Origin of the sequence: Comamonas testosteroni ATCC 11996 (assembly GCF_000241525.1) — a bacterium.
GTDB lineage: Bacteria > Pseudomonadota > Gammaproteobacteria > Burkholderiales > Burkholderiaceae_C > Comamonas > Comamonas testosteroni.
On sequence record NZ_AHIL01000049.1, the window covers coordinates 196,430 to 210,689 of the forward strand.

The 14,260-nt window shown below is 62.4% G+C and carries 12 protein-coding genes; 6 read left to right on the forward strand and 6 right to left on the reverse strand.

Features of this window, described 5'->3' with window-relative positions; translation table 11 throughout:
- Positions 1–52: 52 nt before the first annotated feature.
- From uvrC to CTATCC11996_RS22275, 4 genes are all read right to left on the reverse strand, one after another.
- Entirely contained in the window at positions 53–2,005 is a 1,953-nt protein-coding gene (gene uvrC / locus CTATCC11996_RS22260; RefSeq protein WP_003080759.1) for an excinuclease ABC subunit UvrC, read from the reverse strand.
- 206 nt (positions 2,006–2,211) lie between these two features.
- Positions 2,212–3,198: a Bug family tripartite tricarboxylate transporter substrate binding protein gene (locus CTATCC11996_RS22265; protein ID WP_003080761.1), complete on the reverse strand. Its 987-nt coding sequence runs from the start codon at positions 3,196–3,198 to the stop codon at positions 2,212–2,214.
- Positions 3,199–3,362: 164 nt separating this feature from the next.
- Entirely contained in the window at positions 3,363–4,343 is a 981-nt protein-coding gene (locus tag CTATCC11996_RS22270) for a hydroxymethylglutaryl-CoA lyase (RefSeq protein ID WP_003080764.1), read from the reverse strand.
- Positions 4,340–5,572 (reverse strand): CaiB/BaiF CoA transferase family protein, encoded by a 1,233-nt coding sequence (locus CTATCC11996_RS22275; RefSeq protein ID WP_003080767.1) that lies wholly within the window; start codon positions 5,570–5,572, stop codon positions 4,340–4,342. Before CTATCC11996_RS22275 ends, CTATCC11996_RS22270 begins: the two co-directional genes overlap by 4 nt.
- Positions 5,573–5,758: 186 nt before the next feature.
- Here CTATCC11996_RS22275 and CTATCC11996_RS22280 point away from each other — a divergent pair, with 186 nt between their 5' ends.
- The 6 genes from CTATCC11996_RS22280 (at position 5,759) to CTATCC11996_RS22305 (ending at position 11,201) form a co-directional block, all read left to right on the forward strand.
- Complete coding sequence (locus CTATCC11996_RS22280; protein ID WP_003080773.1) at positions 5,759–6,673, forward strand: LysR family transcriptional regulator; 915 nt, start codon at positions 5,759–5,761, stop codon at positions 6,671–6,673.
- 4 nt (positions 6,674–6,677) lie between these two features.
- Complete coding sequence (earP, locus tag CTATCC11996_RS22285) at positions 6,678–7,799, forward strand: elongation factor P maturation arginine rhamnosyltransferase EarP (protein ID WP_003080776.1); 1,122 nt, start codon at positions 6,678–6,680, stop codon at positions 7,797–7,799.
- A gap of 194 nt (positions 7,800–7,993) precedes the next feature.
- Complete coding sequence (gene efp / locus CTATCC11996_RS22290) at positions 7,994–8,548, forward strand: elongation factor P (protein ID WP_003056627.1); 555 nt, start codon at positions 7,994–7,996, stop codon at positions 8,546–8,548.
- Positions 8,549–8,720: 172 nt separating this feature from the next.
- Complete coding sequence (gene aat / locus CTATCC11996_RS22295; RefSeq protein ID WP_003080779.1) at positions 8,721–9,470, forward strand: leucyl/phenylalanyl-tRNA--protein transferase; 750 nt, start codon at positions 8,721–8,723, stop codon at positions 9,468–9,470.
- 28 nt (positions 9,471–9,498) lie between these two features.
- Positions 9,499–10,269 (forward strand): arginyltransferase, encoded by a 771-nt coding sequence (locus CTATCC11996_RS22300; RefSeq protein ID WP_003080780.1) that lies wholly within the window; start codon positions 9,499–9,501, stop codon positions 10,267–10,269.
- Positions 10,270–10,367: 98 nt separating this feature from the next.
- Positions 10,368–11,201, forward strand: a complete 834-nt coding sequence (locus tag CTATCC11996_RS22305) for an IclR family transcriptional regulator (RefSeq protein WP_003080783.1) — start codon at positions 10,368–10,370, stop codon at positions 11,199–11,201.
- Positions 11,202–11,311: 110 nt separating this feature from the next.
- Here the strand turns inward: CTATCC11996_RS22305 and pbpG are convergent, their stop codons facing one another.
- Positions 11,312–12,526 carry a D-alanyl-D-alanine endopeptidase gene (pbpG, locus tag CTATCC11996_RS22310; protein WP_003080786.1) on the reverse strand — a complete coding sequence of 405 codons (1,215 nt, stop codon included), beginning with the start codon at positions 12,524–12,526 and terminating at the stop codon, positions 11,312–11,314.
- 112 nt (positions 12,527–12,638) lie between these two features.
- On the reverse strand, positions 12,639–14,177 hold the full coding sequence (locus tag CTATCC11996_RS22315) for a 2-isopropylmalate synthase (protein WP_003080789.1): 1,539 nt from the start codon (positions 14,175–14,177) through the stop codon (positions 12,639–12,641).
- Between the last annotated feature and the right edge of the window lie 83 nt (positions 14,178–14,260).

Sequence of the window (14,260 nt, forward strand, 5' to 3'; positions counted from 1 at the left end):
TTGTGTCACGAGCACGCAGCGCTAGCGCGGATTCGTGCTTGCGCAGCCTGCATCAATGCAGTGCCTTGTAGATTTCTTCGGCCAGCGTTGCGGAAATGCCCTCCACGGTCATCAGATCGTCCACGCTGGCATCGGCCACGCCGCGCACGCCGCCAAAGCGCTGCAGCAATCGCGCCCGTTTCTTGGGCCCCACGCCGGCAATGTCTTCCAGACTGCTGCTGCCCGTGCGCACCTTGGCGCGGGCCGCGCGCATGCCGGTGATGGCGAAGCGGTGCGCCTCGTCGCGAATCTGCGCCACCAGCATCAGCGCCGCCGAGTCATGACCCAGGTAGACCTTGTCGCGTCCGTCGGCAAACACAAGTTCCTCCAGGCCGACCTTGCGGCCCTCGCCTTTTTCCACGCCCACGATGCGCGACAGATCGAGGCCCAGTTCCGTGAATACCTCGCGCGCCATGCTGACCTGGCCCTTGCCGCCGTCAACCAGCACCAGATCGGGCAAATGCGGCTGCTTGCCGCTCAGCTCGGCGCCGCCCGCCTCGCGCTGCGCCTCGGCCACGGGTTTGTAGCGCCGCGTGAGCACCTGGCGCATGGCCGCATAGTCGTCGCCGCCGGTGATGCCTTCGATATTGAAGCGGCGGTAGTCGCTGCTCTGCATCTTGTGGTGATGGAACACCACGCAGGACGCCTTGGTGCTTTCGCCGCTGGTGTGCGAGATATCGAAGCATTCGATGGTCAGCTCGTCGAGATTCTCGACCGGCAGGTCCAGCGCCTCGGCCAGGGCGCGCGTGCGCGCCTGTTGCGAGCCTTCTTCGGCCAGCAGGCGGGCCAGCTGGATGTCGGCATTTTTCTGCGCCATCTCCAGCCAGATGCGGCGCTGCTCGCGCGGCTGCTGGACCACGGTGATGCGCACGCCGGTCTGCTCGGTCAGCAACTCCACCAGCCGCTTCTCCACGGGATGGCTGACGACAAGCGTGGGCGGCACGGCAACGCCCACATAGTGCTGGGCGATAAAGGCCTCCAGCACCAGCTCCTCCACGGGCCGCGCCTCGGCTGCGGCGTCCACTTCTTCCTCGCTGGAGTAGACCGATGCGGCATCGCCCAGATTCGCCGGAAAGTAAGGCCGGTCGCCCAGGTGGCGGCCGCCGCGCACCATGGCCAGATTCACGCAGGCACGGCCGCCCTGCACGCGCACGGCCAGGATGTCCACATCCTTGTCATCGGTGGTTTCGATCGCCTGCTGGTGCAGCACGCGCGACAGCGCCGTGAGCTGGTTGCGCACCTCGGCCGCCTGCTCGAACTCCAGCCTGTCGGAATGCGCCATCATGCGCGCTTCGAGCTGCTGCAGCAGCTCGCTGGTTTCGCCGCGCAGCATGGCCTCGGCATTGCGCACATCCAGCGCATAGGCCTCGGGCGATATCAGGTCCACACAGGGGCCGGTGCAGCGCTTGATCTGATAGAGCAGACAGGGGCGGCTGCGGTTGGCAAACACCGTGTCTTCGCAGGTACGCAGCCGAAAGACTTTCTGCAGCAGCTGAATGCTTTCCTTGACCGCCCAGGCACTGGGATAGGGGCCGAAGTAGCGGTGCTTCTTGTCCACGGCGCCGCGGTAGTAGGCAATGCGCGGGAACTCCTGAAACGCAGGTTCGCCCTCCTTGCCGTCCCGGTGGGCCACACCGGTGATCTTGAGATAGGGATAGCTTTTGTCGTCCCTGAACAGGATGTTGTACTTGGGGTACAGCGTCTTGATGAGGTTGTTTTCCAGCAGCAGCGCCTCGGCTTCGGAGCGCACCACCGTAGTCTCCAGCCGCGCGATCTTGCTGACCATATGGCCTATGCGCGTGCCGCCATGGTCCTTCTGGAAATAGCTGGAAACGCGGCGCTTGAGGTTGATGGCCTTGCCCACATAGAGCAGGACACCGGCAGCATCGAAATAGCGATAGACGCCGGGCAATGGCGGCAGCGCGGCCACCTGGGCCAGCAGTTCGGCGGAATGCGTGGAAGACATGGGCGCTATTGTCTGCGCATGTGGACGAATCCGGCAGCAAGCGGCTCAAACGACCGGGCAACGTTCTGCATATCAATAAAAGGAGCTGCCAGCGCTTGATGAGATTGAATTTCAGATACTTTTCAATCTGAGGTCCTTATCAGTCAAGCGGTAGCAGCTCCTTTTTTAGATCCAAGGGATTTGGGGAAATCCCTGCGTCCTGCAGCTTACTCGGCTTCGATTTTGGACGACTTCACCACTTGCGCCCAGTTGCCATATTCGGTCTTGACCATGGCCGCCAGTTGCTGCGGGTTCATATAGTCTGCCGTGGCGCCCTGCTCTTCGGCCTTTTTCCTGAAGGCGGGGTCCTCCACCACCTTCTTGATATCGGCAGCCAGCTTGTCGATCACGGGCTGTGGCGTGGCCTTGGGCGCAAACACGGCAAACCAGGAGGTGGCGTTCACGCCCGGGTAGCCGGCTTCCGCCGTGGTGGGCACATTGGGCAGGCTGGGCAGGCGCTGCTTGCCCGTCACGGCCAGCACGCGCAGCTTGCCGCTTTGCACATGCGGCATGAAGGGAGGCGCGGTGCCGAAGGTCAGGTCCACCTGGCCACCCAGCAGGTCCTGCAGCGCCGGGCCCGTGCCCTTGTAGGGCACGTGCACCATCTTCACGCCGGCCTGCTGCTCCAGCATGGCGCCCGTCACATGCTGCAACGATCCGTTGCCCGACGAGGCGTAGTTGAGCTTGCCGGGATTGGCCTTGGTGTAGCTCACCAGCTCGGCCAGCGTCTTCACGGGCAGCTCGGAGCGCACCACGATGATCTGCGGCGCCGACAGCACATTGGCCACAGGGGCAAAGTCGCTTTGTTCCCAGCTTCGGGCCTTGGTCAGATGCGGGGAGATGACGTGGTAGCCGGAGTACTGCATCAGCAGCGTGTAGCCGTCGGCATCGGCACGCTTGACCAGATTGGCTGCAATGGCGCCGTTGCCGCCGCCCTTGTTGTCCACCACCACCGATTGCCCGATCACCGGCGCCAGCGCCTGTGCGGCCATGCGACCGGCAAGATCGGTGGTGCCGCCCGCGGCAGCGGGCACGATCATCAGCACGGTTTTGCTGGGATAGCTGCCCTGGGCCATGGCCGGGGCGCTGGCAAGGCCGACCGCGGCAGCGGCCGTCGCAAGCATGAAATGAAGGCGTTGACGTTGAACAGTCATGTTTGTCTCCTGATTGGAATGGGGACTTGCGCCAACAAGGGTGGGCAGCGGGCATCTGTATTGGCCAGACACCATGCCTGATCCGAATTTGCGCAAGCCGTGGGGCGGTAAACCGCGTCAGCTCCTTCCCCCGAAAGAGCCGATGCAGTGGGGGCGAAACAGTCTCAGGCCCTGGCCTGGGCGCGTTCCTTGATCTCGGCAAAATCCGCTGGCGGCTGGTGCAGATCCCAGCGCGTGCCGGCCTTGACGATCTGGCTGGGCGTCTCGTGGCCTATCAGTGCCGGCAGGCTGCGAGCAGCCGCCACGATGCGGGCTAGGTCTGTGCCTGTGTCATAGCCCATGAGCTGCAGCGCATGCACGATCTCTTCGGTGCAGGCATTGCCCGAGGCGCCCGGTGCATAGGGACAGCCGCCCAGACCGCCAATCGAGGCGTCGAAGCGATCCGCACCCGCAGCTATGGAGGCCAGCACATTGGCCAGCGCCATGCCGCGCGTATTGTGGAAATGCAGGGTCAGGCCCAGCTGCGGCCAGCGCGCCCTGAAGGCCAGAACCATGGAATGCACCTGGCTCGGATAGGCCATGCCCGTGGTGTCGCACAGCGTGATGCCCTGCACACCCAGATCGGCAAAGCGCTGCACCCAGTCCAGCACTTCGGCCTCGGCCACATCGCCCTCCATGGGGCAGCCGAAGCAGCAGGACAGAGACACATTGACGGGCGTTGCCGCCTGCTGCGCCGTGGCGATCACCTGCCTGAGCGCCTCGAAAGACTGACTGCGCTGCATGCGCAGATTGCAGAGGTTGTGCGTCTCGCTGACCGACATCACCAGATTGAGCTCGTCAGTCCGTGCATCGATGGCACGCTCCGCGCCGCGCACATTGGGCACCAGCGCCGTGTAGACCGTGCCCGGCCGGCGCACGATCTCGCGCATCACGATCTCGCCGTCGCGCAGGGCCGGGATGGCCTTGGGCGAGACAAAGGCCGTGACTTCGATCTTGGACAGGCCGGCCTCGGACAGCGCATTGACCAGCGCGATCTTGTCCTCGGTGGGCACAAAGGCCTGTTCCATCTGCAGACCGTCGCGCGTGCCGACTTCGTTCATATGGATGCGGCGACCCGCGCCATTCCAGACATTTGGCGTGCTCATTGGATGATGCCTTTCTCGCGCAGCCGGGCGACCTGCTCGGCGCTCAGACCAATTTCAGCCAGCACGGCATCGGTGTCGTCACCCACATGGGGGGCGCTGCTGCGCACCGTGCCCGGCGTCAGCGAGAGCTTGGGCACCACGCCCGGCACCTGAAGCTCGAAACCATCGCGGGTACGCTGGGTCAGAATCATCTCGCGCGCCCGGTAATGCGGATCTTCGGCAATATCCTTGGCCGTGTAGACCTTGCCGGCCGGCACGCGTGCCGCGCCCAGCTCGTCCATCACCGTCTGCACGCTGCGTGCCTGCGTCCAGGCGCCAATCGCGGCATCGATCTCGGCCACGCGCTGGACGCGGCCCGCATTGTCGGCCAGGTCGGGTGCATCGGCCAGATCCTGGCGACCGATGGCCGTCATGAGCCGCTTGAAGATGGAGTCACCATTGCCCGCAACCAGAACCCAGCCATCCTGGCAGGGGTAGGCATTCGAGGGCGCAATGCCTGGCAGCGCACTGCCGGCGGCCTCGCGCACGGCGCCAAAGGCGCTGTACTCGGGAATCAGGCTCTCCATGATGTTGAACACGGCCTCATGCAGAGCCACGTCGATCACCTGGCCGGGGCCGCCGTTCACCTTGCGGTGGTACAGCGCCATCATCACGCCGATCACGCCGTGCAGGGCCGCCAGCGTATCGCCGATCGACACGCCCACGCGCACCGGCACCCGGCCCGGCTCGGCCGTCAGATGGCGCAGCCCGCCCATGGCCTCGCCGATCACACCAAAGCCCGGCAGATCGCGATAGGGGCCGGTCTGACCGTAGCCAGAGATCCGCAGAATCACCAGGCCGGGGTTGATGGCGTGCAGCTCCTCGGGCGACATGCCCCAGCCTTCCAGCGTGCCGGGGCGGAAGTTCTCTACCAGCACATCGGCTTCGGCAATGAGCTGACGCGCCACGGCCTGCGCCTCCTGCTGGCGCAGATCGAGCGCGACCGAGCGCTTGTTGCGCGACTGCACCTGCCACCAGACGGAGGTGCCTTCCTTGATCAGGCGCCAGTTGCGCAGCGGGTCGCCCGCACCGGGCGCCTCGATCTTGATGACATCGGCACCAAACTCGCCCAGGGTCTTGCCGCAGAAGGGACCGGCAATCAGCTGGCCCATTTCCACCACTTTCACCCCTTCCAGCGCGCGCGGCGTGGCAGTCTGTGTGGCAGGGTCTTGGATATTCATCGTCGTCATGCGTTTGTCTCTTGTTTGTCTCTTGTTTGTCTCTCGCTACCTGTCTTGCTGTGCTGCTTTGCGTTGACCAACACCACGCAAAGCGGCTTTTCAATCATCTTGCCCTTGAAGAACAGTCCTGCAAAACGCTGAAATGCGAAGCTGCCATCGCATTTGGGCATAGCCAGGCGGGATAATGCAGTCCTCATGAAACTGGACCCGATCACCCTGCGCCTGTTTGTGGCCGTGATGGAGGAAAACGCCATCGCGCGTGCCGCAGCACGCGAGCACATCGCCCCCTCGGCCGCCAGCCGCCGCCTGGCCGAGCTGGAGGATCAGCTGCAGCTTGAGCTGTTCACACGCAGCAATCGGGGCAGCCAGCCCACGGCCGCCGCCTACGCCCTGCTGAACATGGCGCGTGGCGTGCTCAACGAGCTGGACGGCATCGCCACGCAGATGAAGGACTATGCCCAGGGTGGCGAGCAAGGCCTGCGCGGTCATGTGCGGGTGATGGCCAATATTTCCAGCATCACCCAGTTTCTGCCGGCCCAGCTGCAGAGCTTTCTGAGCCGGCACCCACTGGTGGACGTGAGGCTGCAGGAGCGCGTGAGCACCGATATCGCGCGAGCCGTGGCCGACAACGAAGCCGATATCGGCCTGCTCAACAACGGCAGCTACGGCAGCAAGATCAGCCTGCGTCCCTATCGCAGGGACCGGCTGGCCGTGGTCATGCCCCAATCCCATCCGCTGGCCGGCGAGCACAGACTGCGCCTGGAACAAGTCCTCGAGCATGATCTGATCGGCATGCATGCCGACAGCGCGCTCAACCATCTCATCACCCGCTCTGCCGCCGACCAGGGCCTGCAGCCGCGTCTGCGCATGAAGGTGACGGGCTACGACGCCCTGTGCCTGATGGTGGCCGCCGGCCTGGGCGTGGGCATTCTCCCCGAGGGCAGCGCCCATATCTACATGGGCGCACTGCCCTTGCGCTGCATCCGCCTGGACGAAGTCTGGGCCGAGCGCCAGCTCATGCTCTGCGTACGCTCCCAGGACGCACTCTCGAGCGTCGCGCAACTGCTGGTCGAGCACCTGTGCCAGAGCGCCTCAACCCATCAAGACTGAACCCATGCCCGAATTCGCACCATTGCCCCTATCCGCCAGCACGCCACCGCATCCATCGCTGTGCTGGGACATCTTCTGCCAGGTCATAGACAACTTTGGCGACGTGGGGGTGTGCTGGCGCACGGCCGCAGAACTGGCCGCACGCGGCCAGCAGGTACGCCTGTGGATGGACGATGCCAGCGCCCTGCAATGGATGGCCCCTCAGCCCTGGCCGCCGGGCTTGAGCGTGCATGCCTGGCCCGCGCAGGCTGCTGACATCCCTGCGCCAATCGGCGATGTGGTCGTCGAGGCCTTCGGATGCGAGATTCCCGCAGCATTCGTGAGCGCCATTGCTGACAAGGCGTCGAAGAGCAAGCCCCCGGTCTGGATCAATCTCGAATATCTCTCGGCCGAAGACTATGTGGAGCGCTGCCATCGCCTGCCCTCACGCATCATGAGCGGCCCCGCGTCCGGGCTGACACGCTGGTTCTTCTACCCCGGCTTTACGGCGGCAACCGGCTCACTGGTACGCGAGCAGAACCTGGCCGAGCGCCAGCAGGCCTTCATGGCCCAACGCGAGTCGTGGCGCCGCGCACAAGGCATTGAGCACGGCGAATGTGCCGTCTCGCTGTTTTGCTACGAGCCCGCCGCCCTGCCCCAGTTGCTCGCGCAGCTCTCGGACAAGCAGGCGCTCAATGCGAGGCTGCTCGTGACCCCCGGACGCGCCACGACGGCCGTGCAGGCGCTGCCCCAAGCGCAGCAGATGCAGCCGCTCTATCTGCCAGCCCGCCCTCAGGCCCGGTTCGACGAAATGCTCTGGGCCTGCGACCTGAATCTGGTGCGTGGCGAGGATTCCCTGGTACGTGCGCTCTGGGCCGGCCAGCCCATGGTCTGGCAGATCTACCCTCAGCATGACAACGCCCACCACGACAAGCTGAACGCTTTTCTGGACTGGCTCCAGGCCCCGGACAGCCTCAGGCGCTTTCACCACACCTGGAATGGCATGACCGCACCGCAAACATTGCCTTTGCTCAACCGACAAATGCTGGACGAATGGGCCTGCTGCATCAGGGCTGCACGCGCCAGATTGATGGAGCAAACCGAACTGATTGAGCAGCTTCAAGCTTTTGTCGCCGAAAAAAGCTAAAATCCACGTTTTGCCTCTCTGAGGGCAGTCGCAGCCGGTATGCCGAGCGATCTTGCTTTCGGGGTCGCGCCCCGCCGCGGTACATGCGGCAGGCCCCGCCGCCGCACCTTTGATGCGTTGCTTTCTCCAGCGACCATTGCGAACAGCTTGCCTGCCGTGTAGAGCGGCTCCAACCTTTCAAACGCAAGCAAGCCATGAAAATCGCTCAAGAAATCCGCGCAGGCAATGTGATCATGTTCGGCAAGGACCCCATGATCGTTCTGAAGACCGAATACGCTCGTGGCGGCCGTGGCGCTGCTACCGTGCGCATGAAGCTCAAGAGCCTGATCGGCAACTTCGGCACGGAAAACGTGTTCAAGGCCGACGACAAGATCGACAACGTGATCCTGGACAAGAAGGATTGCACCTACTCCTACTTCGCCGACCCCATGTACGTGTGGATGGACGAAGAGTTCAACCAGTACGAAGTCGAAGCCGAAAACATGGCTGACGCACTGAACTACCTGGAAGACGGCATGACTGCCGAAGTGGTGTTCTATGACGGCAAGGCCATCTCCGTCGAACTGCCCACCACCATCGTGCGCGAAATCACCTGGACCGAGCCCGCCGTCAAGGGCGACACCTCCGGCAAGGTTCTGAAGCCCGCCAAGATCGCTACCGGCTTCGAAGTGGCCGTGCCCCTGTTCGTGTCCCAGGAAGACAAGATCGAAATCGACACCCGCACCGGCGAATACCGCAAGCGCGTGTAATGTGGCGGCAGCTGCCGCAGCTGCTCCCCCAGAAAAAAGGCTTCCTTCGAGAAGCCTTTTTTCATTTCCGCCGCCGGCAGCGGGATTACGCCAGCCCCCGTCATCCGCCGCGACGCGCAAAACCGCTTCAGTCTGTGCAAGACTAAGGGCAGTCCATCCACTCCCAATGCCAATGACGCACTCCCTGCCCTGGCTGCAGCCCGAACAAGAATTCCCCCCCATTGATCAGACCTGGGGCGAGCGGGATCCCATTCCCGGACTGCTGGCCGCCGGCAATACGCTTGATGCAGCACGTCTTCGCACGGCTTACAGCCAAGGCATTTTCCCGTGGTTCAGCGAGGGACAGCCGGTGCTCTGGTGGTCTCCCAACCCGCGCATGGCCCTGCATCCCGACGAGTTTCGCCTGCACCGCAGCCTGCGCAAGAGACTGCAGAAATTTCGCAACGATCCGCACTGTGAAATTCGCATCGACAGCGCTTTTGCCACGGTGATGCAGCATTGCGCCCAGACCCCTCGCGACGGACAGAACGGTACCTGGATTGTGCAGAGCATCGTCGATGCCTATACCGAACTGCATCAGCAAGGCGCTGCACATAGCGTGGAAACCTGGATCGACGGCCAGCTGGCAGGCGGCCTCTACTGCGTGGCGCTTGGCAAAGCGGTGTTTGGCGAATCCATGTTCGCCCTGCAAACCGATGCTTCCAAGATCGCACTGTCGGCACTGGTGGCCCTGTGCAGGGCTCATCAGGTGCCGCAGATCGACTGCCAGCAGGCCACGGCACACCTTTCCTTCATGGGCGCACGAGAGATCACCAGAGCACAATTTGCCCGGACTGTTCAAGCCCAGGCGCAGCTGCCTGATATGCAGTGGCAATTCAGCCCCATATACTGGGAGCAGTTGCTAAGCCACAGTGAAGCTTGACGCACCGCATCTGCAGCCGAGTCCGATCATGACGCACCCGAACGATCTCCCGCTACATGCCCTGCAGTTCTATGCCACGGCAGCCTATCCCTGCAGCTACCTGCCGGGCCGGCTGGCACGTTCTCAGGTCGCCACACCCAGTCACCTGATTCAGAACACCACCTATTCGGAACTGGTCACGCTGGGCTTCAGGCGCAGCGGCATGTTCACCTACCGCCCCTATTGCGATGGCTGCAAGGCCTGCGTTCCCCTGCGAATTCTGGCGCAGGAGTTCCGCCCCAGCCGCAGCCAGCGGCGCGCTGCAAAAGAGCATGGGCAACTTGTCGCCTCCATTCAGCGCCTGCACTACTCCGACGAGCATTACCAGCTCTACCTACGCTACCAGCAGCACCGCCACAGCGGCGGCGGCATGGACAACGACAGCGTGGACCAGTACACGCAGTTTCTGCTGCAAAGCAGAGTCAACTCCCGATTGGTCGAATTCCGCGAGCCGGGCACAGACGGTCAGCCCGGCACACTCAAAATGCTCTCCATTCTGGATGTACTGGAGGACGGGCTGTCGGCGGTCTACACCTTCTACGACCCGGAAGACCACGCCAGCTACGGCACCTTCAATGTGCTGTGGCAAATCCAGCAGGCGAAAGCCATGAACCTGCCTTATGTCTATCTTGGTTACTGGATCTCCGAGAGCCAGAAGATGCGCTACAAGGCCAGCTTTCTGCCACATGAGATTCGCCAGGGCGAGCTATGGCAACGCGTAGACAGGCAGAGCATTGTGCGCTCGCAAATTGAAGAGTGACGCCACAAAAAACAGCACATGGATATATGAGCGGATGACATGGCTGCACGGCTGCAGCACCGCTAGAATGCCCTCATCCCGCAAAGTATCTCCAACGCATGAAAAAAGACGACCTATCGGCCTCCGCAAAGCCCAGCGTCCAGGTTCTGGAACGCATGTTCACGTTGATCGACGTGCTGGCATCGCGTGAGGAAGCGGTTTCTTTGAAGGAGATCAGCGAACGCACAGGCCTGCATCCATCGACCACGCACCGCATCCTCAATGACCTTGCACTGGGCCGCTTTGTGGATCGTCCCGAATCGGGCAGTTACCGTCTGGGCATGCGCTTTCTGGAACTGGGCAACCTGGTCAAGGCCCGGCTGAATGTGCGTGAAGTGGCGCTGACGCCCATGCGCCAGCTCTACAAGCAGATTCAGCAGCCCATCAGCCTGTCCGTGCGCCAGGGCGACGAGATTGTGTATGTGGAACGCGCCTACAGCGAGCGCTCGGGCATGCAGGTGGTACGCGCCATTGGCGGCCATGCTCCTTTGCATCTGACCTCCAACGGCAAGCTGTTCCTGGCGGCCGATGACTCCCAGCAGGTACGCGCCTACGCCATGCGCACCGGCCTGCCGGGCAAGACCCATTTCAGCATCACCCAGCTGGGTGATCTGGAACATGAGCTGGCCAAGGTACGCCAATACGGCATTGCCCGCGACAACGAAGAGCTGGAATTGGGCGTGCGCTGCATGGCCGCCGGCATTTACGACGACCAGAGCAAGCTGATTGCGGGCCTGTCCATCTCTGCCCCGGCCGACCGGCTCGATGAGAGCTGGGCCCCCAGGCTGCAGGCCACGGTGCAGGAGATTTCCGTGGCCCTGGGCTTCAGCGGCACACGCCCGGCCCCGGCTCAGGCCGCCCCCAATCCCTACAGCCGCAGCCAGCACAGTTGAATACAGGGGCGTCTCTCGCAATCCGCAAAAGGGCTGGAATGCCCTTTCAGGTGTAGACCCAATAAAAAAGCGCTACCTGGGTAGCGCTTTTTGACTGGACCTTTACCTGCTTAGCCCCTGATACGGCTTGCAATCGTATTGCTGGCGGTGGGTCCCTTGCTTTCCATCCAGTGGCGCACACGCTCGGCATCCGCCAGACGGCTGAACTTGCCGGCAGAATCCAGGAACACCATGATCAGCTTGCGCCCGGCCACATGGGCCTGCATCACAAGGCAGCGTCCAGCTTCGGAGATATAGCCGGTCTTTTGCAGGCCAATATCCCAGTTGTCGCTCTTGACCAGACGGTTGGTGTTGTTGAACTGCAGCGTACGGCGACCGACGGCCACTTCATAACCGGGCGATGTGGAGTATTCGCGCATCAACGGATCCGCGTGGGCCACCGCCACCAGGCGCGCCAGGTCACGTGCGCTGGACTGGTTGCTGCTGGACAGGCCGGTGGGCTCGACATAGCGCGTGTCCTTCATGCCCAGCTGCAGCGCCTTGGAGTTCATCAGTTGCACAAACTGCGCCAGACCGCCGGGATAGGTGCGTCCCAGGGCATGGGCAGCACGGTTCTCGCTGGACATCAGCGCCAGATGCATCATCTCGGCACGCGTCAAGGTGGTACCGACACGCAGGCGAGAGCTGCTGTGCTTTTCGGTATCCACATCGTCCTGCGTGATGGTGATCATCTCGTCCATGGGCAGCCGAGCCTGAGAGATCAGCAGACCCGTCATCAGCTTGGTCAGCGAAGCAATCGGCAGCACTGCCTGATCGTTCTTGCTCAGCAGCACCTCATGTGTGTCCTGGTCGATCACATAAGCCACGCTGCTTTGCAGATCCAGGGGATCCGAGACGGAGTGAAGACCCGCCATCTGCCCATAGGACAGGCGTGCGGGCTCGACCGCCGTGGCAGCTGCGGCCGCCGCAACCGCAGCGCCAGCCGCTCCTGCCCTGGCCAGACGCTTCTTGCCGCCGCTCTTCTCGTCTCTTTCGGCCTTGGCTGCTAGGACAGTCTTTCCGCCCTTCTTGCTTGCAAGCTTGGCGTCTGCCTTTTCCGGCTTGCCTTTGGCAACCTTTGCGCTTTTGGGCTGCGCTGCAGCTCGAACCTTGCCAGCCGGCTCCTTGGCCGCTTTCTTAGCCGAAGCCGCAGCAGCCACGGGCTTTTTGGAGTCTTTTTTGGGCGCTGCCGCATGTGCTGCCGGAGCAGCCAGAGCGCAGCTCAACAGAGCCAAAGACACCACCTGAGTGAGTTTTGCAAGGCGAAATGGACGCAGCAGCTGCATGCGATACTCCAGACAACAAGGTGTAAGGATTTAATTCAATCAAAAAAGTCGTGCAGTGACAAGCACTTGCACAACCTTCTCGATAATCTGAGTGAAATTATAAATCCAGCAGTCAACCTTGTGCTGCAACAACTTCCTGATTGCTATGCAATTTGTTCAAAGCGCTCAGATAAGCCTTGGCCGAAGCGACCACAATATCGGGGTCAGCACCCACTCCGTTGACGACGCGACCACTGCGCTGCAGGCGCACCGTCACCTCGCCCTGACTCTCGGTTGAGCCGCTGATGGCATTGACGGAATACAGCACCATCTCAGCACCGCTCTTGACTTCGGACTCGATGGCCTTGAACGAGGCATCGACCGGGCCATTGCCCTCGGAGCTGGCCTTGATTTCCCGGCCTGCATTGCTGAAGACCACGCTGGCATGTGGGCGCTCACCTGTTTCACTCTGCTGGGCCAGCGAAATGAACTGGAACTGATTGTCCTGGTGCTCCGCGCCTTCGGCATTCACCAGCGCCAGAATGTCCTCGTCAAAAATCTCGCTCTTTCGGTCCGCGAGCTCCTTGAAGCGCGTGAAGGCCTGGTTGATGGCAGCTTCGCTGTCCAGCTCCACCCCCAGCTCCTGCAGGCGCTGCTTGAAGGCGTTGCGGCCGCTGAGCTTGCCCAGCACGATCTTGTTGGCCGCCCAGCCCACATCCTCGGCACGCATGATTTCGTAGGTGTCACGTGCCTTGAGCACGCCATCCTGATGAATGCCGGAGGCATGGGCAAAGGCATTGGCCCCCACCACAGCCTTGTTGGGCTGCACCACAAAGCCCGTGGTCTGGCTGACCAGGCGGCTGGCGGCCACGATATGCTGGGTATCGATATTCACATCCAGACCGAAGTAGTCCTTGCGCGTCTTGATGGCCATGACCACTTCTTCGAGTGAGCAGTTACCCGCGCGCTCGCCCAGACCGTTGATGGTGCACTCGATCTGGCGCGCACCGCCGATCTTCACGCCCGCCAGCGAATTGGCAACCGCCATGCCCAGGTCGTTGTGGCAATGCACGGACCAGACGGCCTTGTCGCTGTTGGGCACGCGCTCGCGCAGGTTGCGAATGAATTCGCCATAGAGCTCGGGAATCGCGTAACCCACGGTGTCGGGCACGTTGATGGTGGTTGCACCTTCCTTGATGACTGCCTCGATCACACGCGCCAGAAAATCGGGCTCGCTGCGATAGCCGTCCTCGGCACTGAACTCGATGTCTTCAATGAGATTGCGCCCGAAGCGCACCGCCTGCTTGGCCTGCTCCAGCACCTGCTCGGGTGTCATGCGCAGCTTTTTCTCCATGTGCAGCGCACTGGTGGCGATGAAGGTGTGAATGCGAGCGCGGTTGGCCCCCTTCAACGACTCGGCCGCACGCGCGATGTCGCGATCGTTGGCGCGGGACAGCGAGCAGACTGTGGAGTCCTTGATGGCACGTGCAATGGTCTGGATGGACTCGAAGTCGCCATTGGATGCCGCAGCAAACCCCGCCTCGATCACATCGACCTTCAGACGCTCCAGCTGACGGGCAATGCGCAGCTTTTCATCGCGTGTCATGGAAGCGCCGGGCGACTGCTCGCCGTCACGCAAGGTGGTGTCAAAAATAATGAGCTGATCGGACATGGTGGGGACTCTCTATGTGATGGCGCCGGTAGACGCCTGTTTTGACTGGAGGATTGCCGACAAAAAAGCCGGTGCGCTTTTGG

Excerpts from the sequence above, each read along its gene's own strand:
- uvrC (WP_003080759.1), bottom strand. The coding sequence starts at position 2,005 with ATGTCTTCCACGCATTCCGCCGAACTGCTGGCCCAGGTGGCCGCGCTG.
- CTATCC11996_RS22265 (WP_003080761.1), bottom strand. The coding sequence starts at position 3,198 with ATGACTGTTCAACGTCAACGCCTTCATTTCATGCTTGCGACGGCCGCT.
- CTATCC11996_RS22270 (WP_003080764.1), bottom strand. The coding sequence starts at position 4,343 with ATGAGCACGCCAAATGTCTGGAATGGCGCGGGTCGCCGCATCCATATG.
- CTATCC11996_RS22275 (WP_003080767.1), bottom strand. The coding sequence starts at position 5,572 with ATGACGACGATGAATATCCAAGACCCTGCCACACAGACTGCCACGCCG.
- CTATCC11996_RS22280 (WP_003080773.1), top strand. The coding sequence starts at position 5,759 with ATGAAACTGGACCCGATCACCCTGCGCCTGTTTGTGGCCGTGATGGAG.
- earP (WP_003080776.1), top strand. The coding sequence starts at position 6,678 with ATGCCCGAATTCGCACCATTGCCCCTATCCGCCAGCACGCCACCGCAT.
- efp (WP_003056627.1), top strand. The coding sequence starts at position 7,994 with ATGAAAATCGCTCAAGAAATCCGCGCAGGCAATGTGATCATGTTCGGC.
- aat (WP_003080779.1), top strand. The coding sequence starts at position 8,721 with ATGACGCACTCCCTGCCCTGGCTGCAGCCCGAACAAGAATTCCCCCCC.
- CTATCC11996_RS22300 (WP_003080780.1), top strand. The coding sequence starts at position 9,499 with ATGACGCACCCGAACGATCTCCCGCTACATGCCCTGCAGTTCTATGCC.
- CTATCC11996_RS22305 (WP_003080783.1), top strand. The coding sequence starts at position 10,368 with ATGAAAAAAGACGACCTATCGGCCTCCGCAAAGCCCAGCGTCCAGGTT.
- pbpG (WP_003080786.1), bottom strand. The coding sequence starts at position 12,526 with ATGCAGCTGCTGCGTCCATTTCGCCTTGCAAAACTCACTCAGGTGGTG.
- CTATCC11996_RS22315 (WP_003080789.1), bottom strand. The coding sequence starts at position 14,177 with ATGTCCGATCAGCTCATTATTTTTGACACCACCTTGCGTGACGGCGAG.